General features: G+C 76.2%; 16 protein-coding genes. 3 read left to right on the plus strand and 13 right to left on the minus strand.

Annotation, left to right across the window (positions count from 1 at the left end):
* Positions 1-469 precede the first annotated feature (469 nt).
* Positions 470-1,180, plus strand: a complete 711-nt coding sequence (locus C0216_RS07540) for a ribonuclease HII (protein WP_114054511.1) — start codon at positions 470-472, stop codon at positions 1,178-1,180.
* Between the two features lie 59 nt (positions 1,181-1,239).
* Complete coding sequence (locus tag C0216_RS07545) at positions 1,240-1,878, plus strand: hypothetical protein (RefSeq protein WP_114054512.1); 639 nt, start codon at positions 1,240-1,242, stop codon at positions 1,876-1,878.
* A gap of 134 nt (positions 1,879-2,012) precedes the next feature.
* On the opposite strand, the gene C0216_RS07550 is transcribed toward C0216_RS07545, so the two are convergent.
* Positions 2,013-2,642 carry a hypothetical protein gene (locus C0216_RS07550; protein WP_114054513.1) on the minus strand — a complete coding sequence of 210 codons (630 nt, stop codon included), beginning with the start codon at positions 2,640-2,642 and terminating at the stop codon, positions 2,013-2,015.
* A gap of 348 nt (positions 2,643-2,990) precedes the next feature.
* Between C0216_RS07550 and C0216_RS07555 the strand changes: the two genes are divergently transcribed.
* Positions 2,991-5,150, plus strand: a complete 2,160-nt coding sequence (locus C0216_RS07555; protein ID WP_114054514.1) for a RecQ family ATP-dependent DNA helicase — start codon at positions 2,991-2,993, stop codon at positions 5,148-5,150.
* 25 nt (positions 5,151-5,175) lie between these two features.
* Here C0216_RS07555 and C0216_RS07560 read toward each other — a convergent pair whose 3' ends face one another.
* The 12 genes from C0216_RS07560 to C0216_RS07615 form a co-directional block, all read right to left on the minus strand.
* Positions 5,176-5,832 carry a response regulator transcription factor gene (locus C0216_RS07560; RefSeq protein WP_114054515.1) on the minus strand — a complete coding sequence of 219 codons (657 nt, stop codon included), beginning with the start codon at positions 5,830-5,832 and terminating at the stop codon, positions 5,176-5,178.
* Between the two features lie 46 nt (positions 5,833-5,878).
* Positions 5,879-7,114 carry a sensor histidine kinase gene (locus tag C0216_RS07565; protein ID WP_114054516.1) on the minus strand — a complete coding sequence of 412 codons (1,236 nt, stop codon included), beginning with the start codon at positions 7,112-7,114 and terminating at the stop codon, positions 5,879-5,881.
* Positions 7,115-7,196: 82 nt separating this feature from the next.
* Entirely contained in the window at positions 7,197-9,545 is a 2,349-nt protein-coding gene (locus C0216_RS07570) for a TOMM precursor leader peptide-binding protein (protein ID WP_114054517.1), read from the minus strand.
* On the minus strand, positions 9,542-9,736 hold the full coding sequence (locus C0216_RS07575; RefSeq protein ID WP_114054518.1) for a hypothetical protein: 195 nt from the start codon (positions 9,734-9,736) through the stop codon (positions 9,542-9,544). The genes C0216_RS07570 and C0216_RS07575 overlap by 4 nt, the downstream gene beginning before the upstream one ends.
* A 184-nt stretch (positions 9,737-9,920) precedes the next feature.
* A complete protein-coding gene (locus C0216_RS07580) occupies positions 9,921-11,117 on the minus strand; it encodes a cytochrome P450 family protein (RefSeq protein ID WP_114054519.1) in 1,197 nt (398 codons plus the stop codon).
* Between the two features lie 82 nt (positions 11,118-11,199).
* Positions 11,200-12,150, minus strand: a complete 951-nt coding sequence (locus tag C0216_RS07585) for a carboxymuconolactone decarboxylase family protein (protein WP_114054520.1) — start codon at positions 12,148-12,150, stop codon at positions 11,200-11,202.
* An 85-nt stretch (positions 12,151-12,235) separates the two neighbouring features.
* Complete coding sequence (locus C0216_RS07590) at positions 12,236-13,087, minus strand: methyltransferase domain-containing protein (protein ID WP_114054521.1); 852 nt, start codon at positions 13,085-13,087, stop codon at positions 12,236-12,238.
* Positions 13,081-13,911: an alpha/beta fold hydrolase gene (locus C0216_RS07595; RefSeq protein WP_246042365.1), complete on the minus strand. Its 831-nt coding sequence runs from the start codon at positions 13,909-13,911 to the stop codon at positions 13,081-13,083. Before C0216_RS07595 ends, C0216_RS07590 begins: the two co-directional genes overlap by 7 nt.
* A complete protein-coding gene (locus tag C0216_RS07600) occupies positions 13,908-14,558 on the minus strand; it encodes a LysR substrate-binding domain-containing protein (protein WP_114054522.1) in 651 nt (216 codons plus the stop codon). The genes C0216_RS07595 and C0216_RS07600 overlap by 4 nt, the downstream gene beginning before the upstream one ends.
* A gap of 1 nt (position 14,559) precedes the next feature.
* Positions 14,560-15,351: a DUF6182 family protein gene (locus C0216_RS07605; RefSeq protein ID WP_246042367.1), complete on the minus strand. Its 792-nt coding sequence runs from the start codon at positions 15,349-15,351 to the stop codon at positions 14,560-14,562.
* Positions 15,352-15,407: 56 nt separating this feature from the next.
* Positions 15,408-16,562, minus strand: a complete 1,155-nt coding sequence (locus C0216_RS07610) for a hypothetical protein (RefSeq protein ID WP_114054523.1) — start codon at positions 16,560-16,562, stop codon at positions 15,408-15,410.
* Positions 16,559-18,034 carry an FAD-dependent oxidoreductase gene (locus C0216_RS07615; protein WP_114054524.1) on the minus strand — a complete coding sequence of 492 codons (1,476 nt, stop codon included), beginning with the start codon at positions 18,032-18,034 and terminating at the stop codon, positions 16,559-16,561. The genes C0216_RS07610 and C0216_RS07615 overlap by 4 nt, the downstream gene beginning before the upstream one ends.
* Position 18,035: the final 1 nt, after the last annotated feature.

The following is an 18,035-nucleotide window of genomic DNA, read 5'->3' on the forward strand; positions in this document are numbered from 1 at the left end:
CTCCGGCGGGGCGCCGCCCGGCGGGGGAGGGCGCGGGGCCTGCCGGCGGGCCGCGGTCCGGCGCCGGGGCGCGGGCGGCGCGTCTGCCGGCGCCGCGGCCGCCCCGCCGGCCCCGGCGCGGCAGCCGAGCCGGTCCGTGCCGTGCCTTCGCCTGTGTGAAGCGGTGGCGGATGATCCTGGGCCCCGGCCTGCCTGATGGTGGCGCTTCGCGTGTGCCGGTTGGTCCCGATGTGCTTTGCCGACCGCGGCCTTGGTGCTCGGAGCGCGCAGGACACCGGGCCGGCTCGGTCTCGAAGCCCCTTCCTGCCCGGCGCCTTCTTGTGTGTGCTCTCGCGAATCCAGGCGCCGTCGAACGCTGTCTGCGAGGGCTTCGCGGAAGGCCCCGCCGGCGCGGCGCCGGCCCTTCCCGGCCGCTCCGGCCGGGCCGGGGTGTGCAGGCGGCGCGGGGCGGCGTAACCTTGCTGGCGCCATGCCGTACGAAGCACCCACCCACACCGTCGAACGCTCCCTCCGCGCAACCACCGGCGCCAAGGTCGTCGCCGGGGTCGACGAGGTCGGGCGAGGGGCCTGGGCCGGCCCGGTCACCGTCTGCGCGGCGATCACCGGACTGCGCCGCCCGCCCGAAGGGCTCACCGACTCCAAGCTCCTCACCCAGAAGCGGCGCGACGCCCTCCTGGAGGTCCTGGAGGCGTGGGTCACCTCGTACGCCCTCGGGCACGCCTCGCCGGAGGAGATAGACGAGCTCGGCATGACCGCCGCCCTGCGGCTGGCCGCGGAGCGCGCCCTGGGAGGGCTGCCCGTCCGGCCCGACGCGGTGATCCTCGACGGCAAGCACGACTACCTCGGCACGCCCTGGCAGGTCCGTACGGTGATCAAGGGCGACCAGTCCTGCGTCGCCGTCGCCGCCGCCTCGGTGATCGCCAAGGTCCGGCGCGACCGGCTGATGGCCGAACTCGGCTGCTCCGGCGGCGGGTTCGAGGGCTACGCCTTCGGCGACAACGCCGGCTACCCCTCGCCCGTCCACCGCGCGGCCCTGGAGGAGCTGGGGCCCACCCCGCACCACCGGCTGTCCTGGGCGTACCTCGACGCGCTGCCCCGCTGGCGCCACCTCAAGAAGGTGCGGCGCAGCGAGGAGGCGCTGGAGCTGGAAAACGGAGGCCAACTCGGCTTCGATTTCTGATCGCACCCACGTGCCCCCCGGCGGTACGTTTCGTACCGCTGTTTGATAGACATCAACCCATGCCTCTCACCCCCGAGGAGCCTCAGATTCACGAGAGTGCCCAGGGTCCCCGCGTCACGCCGGCCGCGAGCCGCACCGCGCCGACCCCCCGCCCCGTACCTGGTCCGCGTCCCGCCGCCGTCCCGCGGCCCGGGCGCCCCGGTCCCTCCCCCGCCGCGGCGAACCGCGCGGGTGCCGCCCCCCGGCCCGCGCCGCCCGCGCCGCGCACGCCGCAGGCCGCTCCCGCCGCACCGTCCGTGTCGGCGGCGGTCCCCCAGATCCAGCTGATCCCGGCCTCGGCCGAGGGTGCGCTGGACGCGGCCGAAGAGGCCGTGGACCTGCTGCTCGACACCGGGCGCGCCCCCGGCGACGTCCTCGTCCTCACCACCGGCGACCTCCACCCCTGGGCCGCGCACGAGCTGTCCTTCGGCGAGGCCGCCTACTGGGCCCAGCACGACGCCGGGGACGACGTCTTCTACGCGGACGCGGCGCAGGCGGCTCGCGCCTCCGGCCGTCCCGTCGTGGTCGTCGCCGTCAACGGCGGGCCCGCCTCGGCGGCCGCGGCCGTGCTGCCGGTCGCGCTCGCCCGGGCCGGCGCGCTGCTGATCGTGTGCGGCGACCCGAAGGAGATCAACTCCGTGCTGGGCGCGGGCGTCTGACGCCCCGTACCCCGGTACGGGCGAGGGGCGGGGCTGGCGCAGGAGCCGGCCCCGCTGGAGCCCGTTCCCGGGCCGGCGCAGGCCCCTGCCCGAGCGTGCCGGAGCGGTGTCCGGCCCCGGCCCGGCGGCCGCGGTCAGCGTGCCGCGGTGTGGCGCAGGGCCTCGGCCGCGCCGCCGCCGGTGCTCACGGCCATCGCGGCGAAGTCGGCCGCGGTGCCGCCGAGCCGCTCCGGCCGCGAACCCGCGTCGGGGCGCCGCCCGCCGCGCCCTTCGCCGAGGACCTGCCAGCCGGTGCGGGTCAGCGTGATGTACGCCCCGCAGCGCAGGCCGTGCAGGGTGCAGGCGTCGCGCAGCCCCCACATCCAGGCGCCGTCCTCCTCGGTCCACCGCTCGTCGCCGTCGCGGCAGTACATCAGCACCGCAGTCCGCACCGGGGTCCGGCGGCGCAGGTCGTGCGGGATCACCCGGCGCAGGGCGGCCAGCAGCGCGTTGCGGTAGTCCCAGCCGTCGCCGGACGCGGCCCGCTGGACGAACGACGCACTCGCGACGAGGTCCTCCTCGGGGCCCAGGACGGCTATCACCGCGGTCGACGGCGCGGGGCCGTGCCGTGAGTGCAGGCCGCTGACGAGTTCGCGCGGGTTGCCCAGCAGCGGAATGCCGGCCGCCGTCCACTCGGCGGGCTCCAGCAGTCTTCCGTGCCGGCTGCTGCCGCCGGCCGTCGTAGTCAGAGACGCGGTCGAGGGCGGGGCGAATCCGAAGGCCACGGTCCTCCCTTCGGGTACACGCCCGCGGACGGGCACGGCTGGAGTGGGGGCGCGCCGCAGCACGGCCCAGGGGGTGCCGTCGAGCCGAGCGGGAGCACTCCGATTCTCGCGTGGGCCGAGAGCATGCGGCAACGAGCAATTGCGACCGCCGACCGGAATTCGCCGGTATGCCGTTCATATCCTTGCCCAGCCGCGCTGACGGCGACTCATGCGGCCGCAGCCGAGCGGCCCGTCGCCCTGCGCGCTGCCCTCCCGCGGCCCGCGGCAAACCGGCCGCCACCCTCCGCATGCGGGGTGTCGCCCGGAGTGAACTGGCCGACCGGCCCCTGCATCCGGTTGCATGGGGGTATGGACGATCCCGACCTGCGCGCCGAAGCCGATGCCGTACTCGCCGAGCTGGTGGGCGACCCGGGGGGCGCCGCGCGGCTGCGCGAGGACCAGTGGCAGGCGGTCGCCGCCCTCGTACGGGAGCGCCGGCGGGCCCTGGTCGTGCAGCGCACCGGCTGGGGCAAGTCCGCGGTCTACTTCGTGGCGACCGCCCTGCTGCGCCGCCGCGGCGCCGGGCCCACGGTGATCGTCTCCCCGCTGCTGGCCCTGATGCGCAACCAGGTCGAGGCCGCCGAGCGGGCCGGCATCCGCGCCCGCACCATCAACTCCGCCAACCCCGAGGAGTGGGACTCCATCCACGAGGAGGTCGAGCGCGGCGCCACCGACGTCCTCCTCGTCAGCCCCGAACGCCTCAACTCGGTCGACTTCCGCGACCAGATGCTCCCCAAGCTCGCCGCCACCACCGGCCTCCTCGTCGTCGACGAAGCGCACTGCATCTCCGACTGGGGGCACGACTTCCGGCCCGACTACCGGCGGCTGCGGGCCATGCTCGCCGAGCTCTCCCCCGGGGTGCCGGTCCTGGCCACCACCGCGACCGCGAACGCCCGCGTCACCGCCGACGTCGCGGAGCAGCTCGGCACCGGCGCCGGCGAGGCCCTCGTACTGCGCGGACCGCTGGAGCGGGAGAGCCTGCGCCTGGGCGTCGTCCGGCTGCCCGACGCCGCGCACCGCCTGGCCTGGCTCGCCGAGCACCTCGACGAGCTGCCCGGCTCCGGGATCGTGTACACGCTGACCGTGGCGGCGGCCGAGGAGGCCACCGCCCACCTGCGGCAGCGCGGGTTCGCCGTCTCCTCGTACACGGGGCGGACGGAGAACGCCGACCGCCTCCAGGCGGAGGCCGACCTGCTGGCCAACCGGGTCAAGGCGCTCGTCGCGACGTCGGCCCTCGGCATGGGCTTCGACAAGCCGGACCTCGGCTTCGTCCTCCACCTCGGCTCCCCGTCCTCGCCGATCGCCTACTACCAGCAGGTCGGGCGCGCCGGCCGCGGCGTCGAGCACGCCGACGTGCTGCTGCTGCCCGGCAAGGAGGACGAGGCCATCTGGCGGTACTTCGCCGACACCGCCTTCCCGCCCGAGGCGCAGGTGCGGCAGACCCTCGCGGCCCTCGCCGACGCCGGCCGGCCCCTGTCCGTACCGGCCCTGGAGGCCGCGGTGGACCTGCGGCGCAGCAGGCTGGAGACCATGCTGAAGGTCCTCGACGTCGACGGCGCCGTCAAGCGCGTGAAGGGCGGCTGGACCAGCACCGGGCAGCCGTGGGTGTACGACGCCGAGCGCTACGCGCGGGTCGCCCGCCAGCGGGCCGCCGAACAGCAGGCCATGCGCGACTACGTCACCACCGACCGGTGCCGGATGGAGTTCCTCCGCCTCCAGCTGGACGACGCGGGGGCGGCCCCCTGCGGCCGCTGCGACAACTGCGCCGGCCCCTGGGCCGACACCGCGGTCTCCGCGGAGACGCTGACCGCCGCCGCCAAGGAGCTCGACCGCCCCGGCGTGGAGATCGAGCCGCGCCGCATGTGGCCCACCGGCATGCCCGCCCTCGGGATCGACCTCAAGGGCCGGATCCCGGCCGGCGAGCAGTGCTCGGCCGGGCGCGCCCTCGGCCGGCTCTCCGACATCGGCTGGGGCAACCGGCTGCGCCCCCTCCTGGCGGACGGCGCCCCCGACGGGCCCGTCCCCGACGACGTGCTGCGCGCCGCCGTCGCGGTCCTCGCCGACTGGGCGCGCTCGCCGGGCGGCTGGGCGCCCGACGTCCCGGACGCCTCGGCCCGGCCGGTCGGCGTCGTCGCCGTGCCGTCCCTGACCCGCCCGCAGCTCGTCGACTCGCTCGCCCGGGGCATCGCCTCCGTCGGCCGCCTGCCGTTCCTGGGCACCCTCGACCACACCGGCCCGGAGGGCGCGTACGCGGCACGCCGCAGCAACTCCGCGCAGCGGCTGCGGGGCCTGTCGGGGGCCTTCGCGGTCCCCGAGGAGCTGGCTGCCGCGCTGCAGCGGTCTCCCGGCCCCGTCCTCCTCGTGGACGACAGCACCGACTCCGGCTGGACGCTCGCCGTGGCGGCCCGCCTGCTGCGGCGGGCGGGCAGCGGCGAGGTCCTCCCGCTCGTCCTCGCCGCCACCGGCTGACGGGGCCCGCGGGCCCCGCGGCCGGTCAGACCAGCCAGCCCGCGTCGCGCGCGATGCGGATGGCGTCGACCCGGTTGCGGGCCTTCAGCTTCATCACCACGGTCGTCAGGTAGTTGCGCACCGTCCCCGTGGAGAGGTGCAGCTCGCCGGCGATCTCCGCCGCCTCCGAGCCCTGCGCGGCCATGCGCAGCACCTCGGTCTCCCGGTCGGTGAGCGGGCTCTCCAGGCCGTTCCAGGCGGCGACGGCGAGCTTGGAGTCGATCACCCGCTGCCCGGCCACCACGCGGCGGATGGCGCTGGCGAGCTCCTTGGGGGAGTCGTCCTTGAGGATGTATCCGGACACCTGCGCGGCGAGCGCCCGGCGCAGGGTGCCGGGGCGGCCGAGGCTGGTCAGCATCAGCGTGCGGCACTCCGGCAGGTGCTCGTGCAGCTGCGCCGCCGCGCTGAGGCCGTCGAGGCCGGGGAGGTCGATGTCGATGACCGCGATGTCCGGCCGGACCTCCAGTGCCGCGGCCAGGATCTTGTCGCCGCGCTCCAGCTCGCTGACGACCTCCAGGTCGTCTTCCATTTCGAGCAGGGCGACGAGCGCGCCGCGCACCATGTTCATGTCTTCGGCCAGCAGGATTCTGATCACCGTTGCGAGCCCCCCGTCCGCGCGGTCGATCTTTGCATCTTGAATCATAACAACCGTCCCACGGCCGGTCGGCAGGGCGTGACGCGGGGTCAGCTCACGCGACCAGCCAGGTGCGTTCGCCTTCCGGCGACCCCTCCAGGTCCAGGTCGACCGCCCCCTGGGCGGGGACCCGCGCGACCACCCGGAAGACGTTGCCGGGACGGCGGTCGACCTCCAGCTCCCCGCCGACCGCCTGGAGGCGCAGACCCAGGTTCCCCAGGCCGCTGCCGCTGTGCGGGGAGGAGTCCCGGTACCCGTCGGTGACGCCGTCGTTCGTGACCGACAGCGTCATCAGGCCGTCCTCCTCGACGGCCGTGATCTCGCAGTACGCCGCCCTGCTGTGCCGCAGCACGTTGGTGACGGCCTCCCGCAGCACGGTGGCCAGGACCGTGTCCACCGGAGCGCTGACCTTCCCCATCCGCACGTCGGTGACCGCCTCGACCTCGGCGGCGCTCAGCACCGACCGCGCCGAGGCGATCTCCTCCTCCAGCGACAGGTCCCGGTAGCCGCTCGCCACCCGCCGCACGTCCGCCAGGGACTGCCGGGAGATCGCCAGGATGTCCTCGATCTCCTTCTTGGCCTTCGCCGGATGCGCCGGTATCAGGCGGTGGATCAGCTCGCCCTTGAGCTGGATGGCGGACAGGCTGTATCCGAGCAGGTCGTGCAGGTCGCGGGCGAAGCGGAGCCGCTCGCGGGTGACCGCCGCGCGCGTCAGCTCGTCCCGGCTCTCGTGCAGGACGTGCACCAGCTCGGACAGGCGGGTGAGCCCGAAGGTGACCAGCCCCGTCAGCAGTGTGGTCTGCACCAGGTACACGCTGTCGAGGACGGGCCGCCCGTCCAGCAGCGGCGGAACGAGCATGCTGACGCCCACGAAGCCGTACAGGGACCAGCCCAGGCGCGGCGGCAGGAGCAGCAGCAGGGAGCCGGCGAGGAACCCCGCCATGGCCCCCCACTGCGACTTCAGCGCGAGCAGCGGCAGGTAGGTCAGGGCCGCCTGCGCGCCCAGTGTCAGCGCCCGGCGCGCCGCGGGGGCCTGCTTGGCGCCGGCACGGGAGTGCAGCAGCTGCAGACCGAAGACCGCGGCCAGGCAGAACAGGGCGGCCGCCAGGGCCGGGCCCTCCACCCCGGCGCCCAGGACGTTCAGGGTGGTGATGCCGACGTAGCAGAGGAGCGCGACGACCACGGTGACCTTGGCCATCCGCGGCGCCGGCAAGTCCCGGCTGCGCCGCAGAATCCCCTCGAACAGGACCGCCTCCGATGCGTCATCCGAGGACTTGAGGCGGCCAGACATGTCAATCCCCCCATGGGCGTTCCGTGTTGCAGCCACCTTGAGCATAGGCGAGGAAGTCGGGCAGGCGCTGAAATCCGATCGCTCACACGAACAGAGGGATGGGATTGAGCTGGTCGTACGGTGTGGGTTCGGCCAGTCTGCCGAGTTCCACGGGCACGTCGAATAGCCGGCCGGGAGCGAATCTCGGCCAAAAGTGACGCAGTCCCGGTACGACCACTTTCGTTACCGGAATCCCCAGGTCCGGCCGTGTCTGGTCCAGGACCAACAGGTCCATGCCTTTCCGCCGGACCAACTCCGTGATCGTCTGTACGTCGTCCAGCAGGTCCGCGGTACGGACCGCCGGCCAGTCGGCGGGAGTCCGCGGCGCCGCCGCAGGATCGGCCGCCAGGTACCGCTGGTTCCCGACGGTCGCGTTCCGCCACCACGACAGCGGCTCCGGGTCGCCGATCCGGTACCCCGTGCCGTCCGGCCGGGCGTCCCGCACCGCGGGCAGCAGCTGGGCCATCTCCGACAGCGCCCGGCGCAGCGCGACCCCCGGGTCGAAGTGCGCGCCGAAGCCGAACACCACGTCCTCGCCCGGCTTGTCGGTGCGCCGGGACAGCGCCGCGACCACCGGTATCCCCAGGTCCGAGGTGAGGTCGAGCGCCCACGCCTCCCGGCCCGCCCGCCGCAGCCCGCGGCGGATCCGCTCGGTCCAGTCGTCGGCGAACGCGTCCAGGTCGACCGCCGGCTGGCGGGTGCGGTTGTACCACCACAGGGCCACCGCGTCCCGCTCCACCAGCTCCATGAACCCCTGCACCAGCGCGTCCTCGGGGCTGCTGCCGGCCGCGTTGCCGTTGGAGTCGGCCCACGGGTCGTCCGGGTGCGGGGCCGGAGCCCGGCCGTCGCCGCGGGCGAAGTACAGCATCGAGGCCGGCAGCAGCCGCTGCACGCCCCCGGTCAGCGACCACACCGGCGTCCAGTCGGTGGGCCGCGTCTCGTCGAACGGCGCCGACACGTAGTGGAAGCGGGAGGCACGGGCGTTCCACAGGTCGCGCTCCGCGTACTGGCGGGCGCTGTAGAGCAGGCAGTCGTCGGGGTGGACGGCCGCCGCGCCCAGGCCGCGCAGCGAGTCGCGGACCGTCGGCTCGTCGCCGTGCCGGGTGCCGCTGTAGCGCTCGACCGCCTCGCACAGCGCGCCCGCGCGGGCCTCCTCGGCGGTGCGGCCCTTGCCGCCGCTGAGCGCGCGCAGGCCCGAGCGGAGCCCGGCCAGGGTCGCCGACGCCATGGCCAGGTTGTGGCCGGAGGTGTAGGCGTGGGCGTCGTCCGGGGTGCCGGGCGCCCGCCGGATCTCCTTGACCACCCCGGTCACCGGGTCGACGAGGTGCCCGTACGCAGCCAGCAGCTGCGCGGGCGTGAGCGCCCGGTCCCCGTTCCCTCCGGCGGCGGCCGGGGCCTTGGGCCGGGAGGCGGGGACGAACGGGGCGTGCACGCGGCGGGCGACGAGGCCGGGGTCGCCGCACGCAGGGCACTGGGGCAGCCGGTCCACCCGGTGGCCGGAGGTGCGCAGCCGCAGCGTGTCGAAGGTGTGGAGGTGGCCCTGCTCGGGGTTGCGCAGGCCCGCGAGCCATTTCGCCGCCTCCAGGACGGCGAGGTTCACCGCGAGGGCCGTCCCGGCGGCCAGCCCGGCCGGGGGCCGCGGAACGGGCCCGTCCAGGCCGAGCGCGCGGCCTACGGGCAGCTCGGAGTGGCGGTGGCCGCGCAGCCGGACGGCCAGGCAGTGCCAGCAGGGGCCGGTGTCCGGCCGGAAGAACGGGCCCACCCAGGGTTCGGTTCCGCAGAGCCGGACCGGCAGCCACGGCCGGCCGGCCGCGCGGTGGGCGGCGTCGGCCGCGGCGAGGCCGGGGGAGAGGTAGTCGTCGCACAGGACGAGGACCAGGGAGGCGCCGTCCGCGTCGCCCGCGACGGCCACGCCGGAGGCCCGGCAGGCCTCCGCGACGGGTGCCGGGTCGAGTCCGGGCAGGGCCTCGATCGCGGCGGACGCCCGGGACAGGTCGGCGGAGGCCAGGCCTCCGTCCAGCCCGGCCAGGTCCCAGTAGGCCTCGGCCTCGGCAGCGCCGGGCGCGGGGACCCCGCCGGCCGCGGTGGCGGCCGGCGGGGAGGTGGCGCGGATCAGTCCGGCGTCGGTGAGGGCGGTGAGGGCCGCTTCGGCGTCCTCCGCTCCCAGGAGGCGGGAGGCCTCCTGCCGGACCGCGCCCGCGGTGCGGGTGCCGTCGAGGAGCGGAACGAGTACCTCCGCCTGGCTGCCTCCCAGCGCGGTCACTCCGCGCCGGGACACCAGGTAGGCGGCGTCGCCGGGCACGACCGTCGGCCGCAGGTGGGACTTGAAGCCCACCAGGCGGTCCGCGGCCGCCGGAGGCGCGGCCGGCCGCCCGCGCTCGGCAGTGCTCATGCGCCCTGCGGTCCGGCGGCCGGGGCTGCCGGCTCGGCCAGCTGCGTCACGGCGCAGACCGTGAACAGCGCGTGCTGGGTGTCGGGCAGGGCGTCGAGGTGTTCGATCACGAGGCCCGGGCGGGCGGAGTGGGCGGGGGCCGGTGCGGATCCGTTGACGGTGGTGCGGGCACTGGCCGGAATGCTGGTCATGGTGGTCAGGTTCCCTCTGCGTTGTCGTCTGGCGGGTTTCGATCCGTTCATGAACGATTCTGCGAGGGAACAGGCGACCGCAGACAGTGCTGCCGTCACCATCACGGGATGAAGATTTCACATCGACCGGTGGCATGACCACCGGCCGGGCGCCCCGAGTGCTGCCGGAACGTCAGGCTCCGCCCTACCAGCGGACGGGCAGGCTGCGGGGACCGCGGATGAGGAGCCCCGCCCGCCACGGCAGCGACGCCGGGTCGGCGTCCAGGCGCAGCCCGGGGGCGCGCTCCAGCAGTGCGCACAGGGCCGTGCGCGCCTGGAGCCGGGCCAGCGGGGCGCCCAGGCAGTAGTGGATGCCGTGGCCGAATGCGATGTGGCCGCCCGCCGGCCGGCGGATGTCGAAGCGGTCCGGATCCGTGAACCGCGCCGGGTCGCGGTCGGCGTCGGCGAGCGCGACCAGCACCAGCTCGCCGCCCCCCGGGATGGCGGCCCCGCCGATCTCCACGGGACCCGTCGTGAACCGGTACGTGGTGGTCTCGACCGGCCCCTCGTAGCGCAGGACCTCCTCCACGGCCCCGCCCGCCAGCGCGGGGTCCGCGCGCAGTGCGGCGAGCTGGTCGGGGTGGCGCAGGAGCAGCAGGACGCCCGTCGCGATGAGGTTGACGGTGGTCTCGAAGCCGGTGACGAGCAGCAGCCAGGCCATGCCGATGAGCTCGTCCGCGGAGAGCCGGCCGCCGTCCTCGTCCGTGGTCCGGATCAGTGCGCTCATCAGGTCGGCGCCGGGCCGGGCCCGCATCTCCTCCACCATGCCGACCAGGTACCGCGTCATCGCGGCGGTGGCGGCCGTACGCACCTCGCGGTCCGGGCTGCTCAGCGCCTGCCCGGCCCAGTCCCGGAAGGACGCGCGGTCCAGGGCGGGCACGCCGAGGAGCTCGCAGATCACGCCCATCGCCAGCGGGAACGCCAGGGCCTCGACGAGGTCGGCCCGCCGGTCCGGCCGGGCGAGCATCGCGCCGAGGAGCCCGCCCGCCAGCTCCCGCACCCGGGGGGCCAGCCCCTCGACGCGCCGCGGCGTGAACTCCCCGGCCACCAGCCGCCGCAGCCGGGTGTGGTCGGGCGGGTTCGAGCTCAGCAGGTTCTCGCCCGCCGAGAGCCGGGCCAGCGGCAGCCCGGGCGAGGCGTCCCGCCACGACTTCGACAGGCCCGGGTGGGTGAGCGCGGCCCGGCAGGCCTCGTGCCCGACGACGAGCCAGGCCTCGGCGCCCTCGGGCGTGCGGATCCGGTGCACCGGGCCCCGCGCGCGCAGGGCCGCGTACACCGGGTACGGGTCGCGGGTGAAGTCCTCGCCGAGCGCCGCGAAGTCCGCCGCGATCTCCGTGTGCATGCTGCCTGCCGTTCCCTTTGTCGGACGGTGTTGCGGCGGCGGCCCCGGCCCGCGCGGTCGGCGCGCGGGCGGGGCCCGGCCCCTACGAGACGGAGGTCTTCCGCTTCTCGAACACCTCGCGCGCCACCGTGATGGCGTTCAGCACCCGCGGGAAGCCTGCGTACGGCACCACGTGGATCAGCGCCTCCACGACCTGCGCCGGGCTCAGGCCGACGTTCAGCGCGGCGCCGATGTGCACGCGCAGCTGCGGGGCGGTGTCGCCGAACGCGGTGAGCGCGCCGACCGTGACGAGCTGGCGCCGCCGCGGCGACAGCCACGGCCGGTGGTAGACGTCGCCGAAGGTGAACTCGACGATGAACCGCCCCAGGTCGGGCGCGATGTCCTTCAGAGACTCGACGACCTCCAGACCGTGCCGGCCGTCGATCTCCACCAGCTTGTCGACACCGCGCCGGTAGCGGTCGCGGGCGTCGTTCATGACCGGCGGCCGGAAGGCCACGCCGCGGTCGGCGAACACCGTCCGGGCGACGCCGATCGCGTTCAGCGCCCGCGGGAACCCCATGAAGGGCACCAGGTGGATCAGCGCCTCGACCACCTCGGCCGGCTTCACGCCGACGTGCAGCGCTGCGTCGATGTGGAAGTTCAGCTGCGGCGCCGTGTCGCCCTGGGCGGTCAGCGCGCCCAGCGTCACGAGCTCCCGCTCGCGCAGGTCCAGACCGGCCCGCGGGTAGATGTCGCCGTACGCGAACTCGACCACGAAGCGCCCGAGGTCGGGGGCGATGTCCTTCAGCGACTCGACCACGGCGGTCCCGCGCTCGCCCGAGGTCTCGCGCAGCACGGCGAGCCCGCGCGCGTAGCGGGAGTTCCTGCCCGCGGCGGCGGCGTCCGCGGCCGCGGCGGCTCCGGCCGCCGGGGCGCCGGCGGCCGCCGCCGGAGCCGCGCCCAGCAGGCCCTCGGCAAGGCCGATTCCGACCAGGGCGCCCCCGGTCAGGGTGGTGCGGCGGGAGAATTCCGCGGTCTTTCGCGATGCATTCATGACGTCTCGATCCATTCGATAGGGGTCGGCTGTGGGGGAGGGAATCGGGTCGAATTCCTCTTCCGCCGAGAAGAGGACGGTTTTTTCAGGGAGTTTTCGGAACCGTGCCGATCGCGAGGGCGTTGCCCTCGCTGATGTATCCGTCCGGATCGCGCAGCGGATGGGCCGGATCCGCCGGGTCCAGAAAAGGCGCCCAGTTCCCCGGGGCGCCTTCGGCCGCCGCCTGCAGGGCGAAACGCGCGCACGCGTTCCCGTAGAAGCGGAAGGCCGCCGGCGGGAGCGGCGCGTGGTGCTCCATCAGCAGCGTGCGCTGCCGCACCGCCTCCAGGCCGGCCGCGCGCAGCCACCGGTGGAGGTCCCGGCCGCGCAGCAGCTGGCGGGCGTACCCGGGGGAGGCGGCCGACCACCGGAAGAAGTCAGTGATCAGGAAGGGGTCCGCCGGGCGCACCGTGCTCAGCGTGCCGTCCACGTCCTTCACGGCGACGAGCCCGCCCGGCCTGGTGACCCGGCGCAGCTCCGACAGCGCCTGCGCCAGCTCCCCGTCGTCGAGGTACTGCGTCGTGTTCGCACACCACACCGCGTCGAACGCGCCGTCCTCGTACGGCAGGTCGAGGACGCTGCCCTGCCGCACCTCCACGCGGGCCCGCGCGGGGTGCGCCCGCATCCGCGCGGCTGCCCGCGCCGCGTTCTCCGCAGCCAGGTCCACGGCGCACACGCCCCCTTCCGGGCCGACGAGCTCCGCGATCAGCGGCAGGAAGGCGCCGCTGCCGCAGCCGGCGTCGAGCACCTGCCAGCCGGGCCGCAGGCCCACGCCGTGCAGCGCCTCCCGGTAGTGGCCGGCGCACGCCTCGAAGTGCTGGTCGACGATCTCCCCGTGCGTGAACGCGAGCCCCGTGGAGGCGGTGTACCCCCACCCCGCGTGGTCGGCCGTCACCATGCGCCGGCACCCGCCTTTCCGGCACGGGCGAGCAGCCCGGCGAGGAGCCGCGCCGTCTCCCGCGGGGCCTCCAGCGGGGCGAGGTGGCCCACGCCGGGGAGGACGGCGAGCCGGCCCTGCGGCAGCGCCGCGGCGACCGGCCGCGCCTCCGCTGCTGCGACCAGCTCGTCCTCGCCGCCGAGGACGACGAGGGCGGGCACTGCGGCCGCGCGCAGGACCGCCGTGGAATCGGGGCGCGCCGCGAGGGCCCGCTGTGTCCAGGCGACCGACTGCGGCGGGGCCGCCAGCGCCAGGCCCGTCACCCGGTCGAGGAGGTCCGGCCGCCGGCGACGCGTCGTGGCGCCCAGCAGCGACGGAGTGGTCTGCGCCACGAGCCTCCCGCGCGCGGCGTCGTCGAGGAACGCGTCGGCGAAGCGCAGGCGCTGCTCGGCGGCCTGCGCGGTGTCGGCGGTGCCGCGGGCGGCCAGCAGGGCCAGGCCGCGGACCCGGTGCGGGTGGCGGCGCAGGAACGCCATGGCCGTGTAGCCGCCCAGGGAGCAGCCGGCCAGGACGGCGGAGCCGATCCCCTGCCGGTCGAGCTCCGCGGCGAGCGCGTCCGCCACCGAGTCCAGCGACGGCGGCCCCTGCGCCGCAGGCGCGGCGCCGAAGCCGGGCTGGTCGACGGCGAGGACGCGGTGGCCGCGGGCGCGCAGCTCCCGCGCGGGGCCCTCCCACATGGACGCGTCGAACGGCAGGGCATGGAGGAGGACCACCGGCGGGCCGCCGGCGTCCTCCGCGCGCGGGCGGCCCGCCCCGGGCGCGTCCGCGTGCACGGCCGCGCTCACCGCTGCACCGCCCGTTCCGCGGCGGCGACGAACCGCGCGACGTGCTCCGGCTGTTCGACGCCGCGCAGCCGGCCGAAGGCGACCGGCGACGGCGGGAGGTCGTGCACCGGGACGACCTCGATGTCCGGCGGGAGGACGGCCGCCAGCGACCGGAACGAGACGTGCACCGCCGGGCTGCTGCGCAGCAGCTCCGCGAGCGCGCCGAGAGTGGTCATCGGGTGGACGCGGCGGATCGTGCGGCCCCCCGGGGTGCGCGGCGGCACCACCAGGTCCCACACGTGCGCGGGGAAGCTGCCGGGGCACCGGAACGCCTCGTAGTCCGCGACCTCCTCGATCGACACCTCCCCGCGGCCGGCGAGCGGGTGGCCGGCGCCGACCAGCACGGCCCGCCCGTCGAAGGCGACGGGCGCGCTGACGGCGATGTCCGGCTCCAGCGGGTCGTACTTGAGGAGCATGAGGTCCGCCAGGCCGGCGCGCAGCGGTGCGAACGGCTCGGCCACCTCGTAGGGGACGTACTCCACGGCGGACGGCGGGACGCCCGCGGCGGCGGCGATCCGCTCCGCCTGGCGGGGCGGGCCGTGCACGCCGAGGCGGACCGGGCGCGGCGCGGCGGGTGAGGGAGCCGCGCCGGTTCGGGGGAAGGGCACTTCAGACCTCCGAGGTCAGTCCGGCATACGCCTGGAGTTCGTCCGGGCGGTGGACGTCGGTGTCGACGCGCAGCATGGCGAGCTGGGCGCCCAGGCCGGTCAGCCGCGGCACGAACCGCAGCGTCAGGCGGTCGCCGGGGCCGATCAGCCCGTCCAGGACGGCTTCGGCGAGCAGGTGGTTGACGTGGACGAGCGCGTCGGTGACGGTCACCTTCGCGGTGGCGAGGTACAGGTCGCGGTGGACGGGGCGGCGCCCGCCGGGCCGGCCGGGCACGGTCACGCCGACCGCCGGAAGGGCCGTCAGCTCGTGCGAGGCCTCGAACGCCTTCAGGAGCCGGCGCAGGGTGGCCGTCGCCGAGCCGGGCGCCGGCGCGGCCCAGGCCGCCGAGTCGTCGGAGGCGACGTGGTCGAAGGAGAACCGGCCGCGCAGGTTGGCCGGGTTGCCCGCCAGGTAGACCGTCCGGGTGAAGGAGCGCCGCCACGCCTCGCGCGCCGCGGGGGCGAGGGAGAGGGCGAAGGCGCAGGTCTCCTTCACCCAGCGGGGCAGGTCGAGGCGGCCGATCACGACCACGGCCAGGACCTCGCCGGCCTCGACGCCGCGGCTGCCGTGGAAGCCGTCCCGCACGGCCCGCAGGGCCTGGGCGCTGGACAGGTCGAGGCGGTCCGCCAGCTCGGGGCGCGCGGACCGGACCCGGTCCGCGGCCGACTTGAGCAGCACCGCGGACGACAGGGAGGCGGCCGGGGCGGGCGGGGGCGCGGGGGGCGCGGGCGGGGCGGGCGCCGCGGGGCGCACGGAACGGGCTCCGGAATGGGCCGCGGAGCGGGTCGGGGAGCTGGTCACAGGACTGGTCACAGGAACACCGCCGACAGGAGTGCGGGATCGGGAGCGGGACGGCCCCTGCCGAGCAGCGAGGACGCCAGCCGGTAGGGGTCGACGTACGTGTGGCCCCGCCGGTGCCGGTCGAGGGCGCCGAGCAGGTCGCCCGCGCCGGCAGCCGGGCCCTCGCCGGCGGCTCGGCGCAGCAGCCGGGCGGCCACCGACAGGCAGTTGCGCAGCAGGTCGTGCCGGAAGGACTGGGAGTGGCCGGGGCCGAGCGTCGCGATGAAGTACAGGCGCATGCCGAGCCGGAGCGCATCCGTCCCGCCGCCGCCACCGCCGTCGCCGGCGGCCTCGGCCGCGGCGTCCAGCAGGGCGCCCGCCGTGTGGCCGTGCCAGCCGCCGTGCCGGGCCGACGTGATCCGGCCGTCGATCGGCACCCGGCCGATCGGGACGCGGCGCACCGTCGGCCCGAGCCGGGACAGGACCCGGTTCAGGAGCTGGTAGTCGGAGTCGAGCTCGCGGTCGTAGAGCAGGACGACCTCGTCGTACCAGGGGACGAGCGGAATCAGCTCGCGCAGTGCGCACGCGAGGTAGTTGGGGCGGCCGTCGGAGGTGACGATCCGGCGCAGCGGCATCCCGTACCGGGTGAGGTCGAGGTAGACGGGGCCGCCGCAGTGCCGCTGGTCCAGGAGCAGGCCGACGGCGGCGAGCCGCTCCAGCATCTCCTCCAGCCCCAGGCCCGGCGGCTGGTGCTCGCGCAGGCCCGGGTCGTGCATGCCGAGGCGCTCGTAGTGCCCGGCCCACAGCCGCAGCATCCGCTCGCTCGCCGGGTGGACCCAGCCGCCGTGCTCGACGGCGTCGCGGTAGGGCCGCAGGACGCCGGCGTCCTGCGGCCGGTCCTCGGACCGGTAGGCCACGTACAGGTCGCCGATCTCCTCCTCGGAGAGCCGGCCGTAGTCGGTCTCGCCGCGGGTGCGGTCGAGGTACTCCCAGAAGCCGACCGTCTGCTCGGTGACGTGGTACGTGGTGTGGCTGTAGCGGTAGGTCACCGCGGCGAGCGGCGCGGTGGCCCGGTACATCACGTCGGTCCACAGCAGGCCCTTGAGGTGGCTGGGCGTCAGCGGCTTGGTCGGGGTGACCGTGACCGGAGCCAGCAGGACGTTCTTGCGGGGCTGCACCGTCATCCTCCTTCCCGGGCGGTGAGGGCGTGCCGGAGTTCGGCGGGGGTCGGCGGCCGCGGTCCGTCCGGGGCGGCCGCCCCGGGGCGGGCGGTGTCCGCGGCCCGTACGCGGTCCAGGAACGCCGGGTCGGCGAAGACCTCGGCGGGCGTGGCGAGGCTCGTCTGGATCCGGGTGAGCCCGCGCCACACGGCGCGGTCGGCCGCGGCGGCCGCCGTCGCGGCGGCCCACAGGCGTGCCGGGACCGGCGGGGCCGGCGGCTCGGGCGGGCCGGCGGGCTCGGGGCCGGCGGCCGCGCCGGTCGCCTCGCGCCACTGGCGCACGCGCAGCCGGGAGTCGTGCACGCCCTTGTCGAACCAGGGGCGCAGCAGCCCTGCGGCGAGGCCGGCGGCATCCCGCGCCAGCCGGTCGTCCGGCTCCGGGCGGCCGTCGACCAGCCCGGCGAGCCCGAAGGCGTGCGCCAGGGCCAGGGACAGCCCGCGCCCGAACATCGGGTCGGTGGTGCACGCGGCGTCGCCGACCTGGAGGAGCCCGCGGACGGGCCGCTGCCGGTCGGTTGCCGTGCCGCGCAGGACGTTCGGCGGCATGCCGGTCGCACGGACCGGGCCGAGCGGCTGCGCGGCGTCCTCCTCGACCCACGGCGCGAGGTACGGGGAGAGCCGGCAGGCGGCGGTGAACGCCCCGGCGCCGCGCAGCGCGGCCAAGGCGGGGTCGCCGGGCAGGGCGCCGAGGGTGATGGCGAAGACGTCGTTGTCGGCGGGGTGCAGGACGGCCGAGTAGTGGCCCCAGATCCCCCCGGCGGCATTGCCCCGGTTGAGCGGTCCGGGCAGCGGGCCGCAGGGGCGGCGCAGCCGGTAGAAGCGGCCGTACGCGTGCAGCCGGCTGGGGCCGCTCAGGTCGTCCGCCACCGGCAGCCCGGCCGCCGCGAGCCAGGACCGGGACGCGGAGCGGCGCCCGGTCGCGTCCACGACGAGGCGGGCCGGGATCCGCTCCCCGCTGTCCGCGACGACTCCCGCCACCCGGTGGCCCGACGGCCCGGCCGGGGCCGTCAGCAGCCCGGCGGCGGCCGTGCGGTGGCTGAAGGACACGCCCGGCGCGGCCGCTGCGGCCCGGTGCAGGACGACGTCCAGGAGGGAGCGGCGGGCGACCAGGGTCACCAGCTCCTCCTCGCCGGGCCCGGCGGGGCCGCCGGGCGCCGCCGCGGTCAGGTCGAGGAGCCGTGCGCCGTGCGCCAGCAGGCTGCCGAGCACGTCGGGGGCGTGCCGGCGCAGCATGCGCACGCCGAGCGCGTTCAGGATGTGGTCGTGGACGGCCTGCGGGACCCCCGGCCGCCGCCACCGCAGCGCGCTCTCCACGGCCGGCCCGTCCGGCGGGGGGCCGCCCCGCTCCAGGACCCGCACCCGGTGGCCGCGCCGGCCGAGCGCCAGGGCGGTGGCGAGGCCGGCGGTGCCGCCGCCGGCGATGACGATGGCTGCCATC

This window comes from Streptomyces globosus, from assembly GCF_003325375.1.
Taxonomy (GTDB): Bacteria; Actinomycetota; Actinomycetes; order Streptomycetales; family Streptomycetaceae; genus Streptomyces; species Streptomyces globosus_A.